The sequence below is a fragment of the Microbacterium sp. CPCC 204701 genome (genome assembly GCF_004010105.1).
In the GTDB taxonomy this organism is placed as follows: Bacteria; Actinomycetota; Actinomycetes; order Actinomycetales; family Microbacteriaceae; genus Microbacterium.
On record NZ_RRYE01000371.1, the window covers coordinates 1 to 2832 of the forward strand.

The following is a 2832-nucleotide window of genomic DNA, read 5'->3' on the forward strand; positions in this document are numbered from 1 at the left end:
GGCGCCGAGGTCGAGGCGACGGTCGGCGATGAGCGCCGCGAGCCGCTCGCGACGGAGCCCGAAAACCGGAAGCAGGTCGGCGACCTCGTGCACGCTGACGCTTCCGTCGCCGAGGAGGAGCTCGACACGGTCGGCCCGCGGCATCTGCAGCCGGTCGAGCTGATCGACGTATGCAGCCAGCTGCATGAGCGCGGTCACCCGCGCGCGCCGCGCCAGCTTGGTGTCTTGCACGACCCACGGCCGCACCCCCGTGATCCCTGAGTCTGTCGAAGGGTCGCGCACCAGGAAGTCGGCGAATCCGACGAAATCGTCGGTCGAGAACGCCGCCTGGTAGATGACCTCGGCGTCCGACTCGAGGGCCGCGTTCGTCAGGGCCACCGCATCGGCGAGGGCCGCGGCATCCGACGACCGCGCCTCGGGAATCTGCACGACGCGATCGCCGAACCGCTCGACATAGTCGGCGAGCACCCGCCGCTCGTGGACGGTGCCGAGGCGACCGGCGCGCTCGAGCGTGAGGTCTTCGGGCTCTTCGACCGCGGCGATGCGCCCCAGCCTCGCGTCGATCGCCCGCAGCCACGCGAACTCGCACTCCGCGGCGGCCTTGAGGTCGCTCGCGCTCCAGACGATCCGGCCTTCGTCCTCGATGTATCGCATGCCCTGCCCTTCTTCCACGACCCTAGCCGCGGCATCCGACACCACCTGCCACCGGGTCGAGCCGTCGCAAATGGTCGCTCCGCGCCGACCCGAGCGGCCATCTGCGACGGATCGCGCGCGGGGGCGAGGCGGATGCCGCAAGCCGACCCACCTGCCAGACTGGAGCGCATGAGCCTGCCGTTCGAGAGCGCGTACCGCCACGGGTTCGCCCGCGTCGCGGCCTGCACGATCCCGGTCTCCGTGGCCGACCCCGCCACCAACGCGGATGCCGTGCTCGAGGCCGCGCGGCTGTGCGATGCCGAGTCCATCGCCGTCGCCCTCTTTCCCGAGCTGTGCCTCACCGGCTACGCGATCGACGACCTCGTGATGCAGGATCCCGTGATCGACGCCGTCGTGACAGCGATCGAGCGGCTGGTCGAGGCATCCGTCGATCTCTTCCCGATGCTCGTCGTGGGCGCGCCGCTGCGCCACCGCAGCCGCCTGTACAACTGCGCCGTCGTGATCCACCGGGGCGAGCTGCTCGGCGTCGTGCCCAAGTCCCACCTGCCCACATACCGCGAGTTCTACGAGCGGCGCTGGTACGCCCCGGGCGACGACCAGGAGGGGCAGGACATCCGCGTCGGCGAACTCGAGGCGCCGTTCGGGCCGGACCTGCTGTTCGAAGCGCTCGACGTGCCAGGTCTCGTCGTGCACGCCGAGGTGTGCGAAGACGTGTGGGTGCCGATCCCGCCCTCGTCCCGCGCGGCGCTGGCCGGCGCCACGGTGCTGCTCAACCTCAGCGGCAGCCCGATCACGATCGCGCGTGCGGAGGACCGCAAGGACCTCTGCCAGTCGCAGTCGCTGCGGTGCCTCGCGGCCTACGCGTACGCGGCAGCCGGCATGGGCGAGTCCACGAACGACGTGTCGTGGGACGGCCAGACCATGATCTACGAGGGCGGCAACCTGCTGGCCGAGACCGAGCGGTTCCCCGACGGCCCCCGCCGCTCGGTCGCCGACGTCGACCTCGACCGCCTGCGCCAGGACCGCCTCCGCCAGGGCACGTTCGACGACAACCGGCGCGCCGAGGCGATCCATGGGGCGACCGCGCTCGGCCCCGGCGCGTTCCGCACCGTGCACTTCGAGCTCGATCCGCCGGCCGTCGACATCGGGCTGCGCCGCCCGCTCGATCGCTTCCCCTTCGTGCCCGACGACCCGGAGCGCCTCGCGCGCGACTGCTACGAGGCGTTCAACATCCAGGTGTCGGGCCTCGTGCAGCGCATGCGCGCGATCGGCGGCCCGAAGCCGGTCATCGGCCTGAGCGGCGGACTCGACTCGACGCATGCTCTGCTGGTGGTCGCCCGTGCCATGGACCGCATGGGCCGGCCGAGGCACGACATCCTCGCGTACACCATGCCCGGCTTCGCCACCAGCGAGCACACCAGGTCCAACGCCATCGCGCTCGCGGAGTCCGTCGGCGCGTCGATCGAGACGATCGACATCCGCCCGGCGGCGACCGAGATGCTGGAGCGGCTCGGGCATCCGTTCGCCGACGGCGAGCCGGTGCACGACGTCACGTTCGAGAACGTGCAGGCAGGCCTGCGCACCGACTACCTGTTCCGCCTCGCCAATCACAACGGCGGCATGGTGATCGGCACGTCCGACCTGTCGGAGCTCGCACTGGGATGGGCGACGTACGGCGTCGGCGACCACATGAGCCACTACGCCGTCAACGCCGGCGTGCCGAAGACGCTCATCCAGCACGTCATCCGCTGGGTCATCGCGCATCGCGAGGGCGTGGACGACGCCGAGGCCGCGGTGCTGCAGTCGGTGCTCGACACCGAGATCTCGCCCGAGCTCGTTCCCGCCGGTCAGGACGGCAGGATGCAGTCCACCGAAGACCGCATCGGGCCGTACGCCCTGCACGACTTCGCGCTGTACCACGTGCTGCGCTTCGGCTTCCGCCCGTCGAAGATCGCCTACGTCGCGGCGCACGCATGGGGCGACAAGGATGCCGGAGCCTGGCCTCCCGGCTTCCCCGACGAGGACCGCTACGCGTACGACCTCCCGACGGTCGTGAAGTGGCTGCAGGTGTTCCTGCAGCGCTACTTCGCGTTCGCCCAGTTCAAGCGCTCCGCGATCCCGAACGGGCCGAAGGTCTCGCCCGCGGGCTCGCTGTCGCCGCGCGGCGACTGGCGGGCG

The 2832-nt window shown here is 71.1% G+C and carries 1 protein-coding gene and 1 pseudogene; one reads left to right on the top strand and one right to left on the bottom strand.

The genetic code is table 11. From position 1 onward, the window contains the following. Positions 1-654 (bottom strand): annotated as a pseudogene (locus EIO58_RS15535) (DNA helicase); the annotation flags it as partial. 168 nt (positions 655-822) lie between these two features. Between EIO58_RS15535 and EIO58_RS15540 the strand changes: the two are divergent. Further along, a partial coding sequence (locus EIO58_RS15540; protein ID WP_127820268.1) for an NAD(+) synthase occupies positions 823-2832 on the top strand: 2010 nt, incomplete at its 3' end.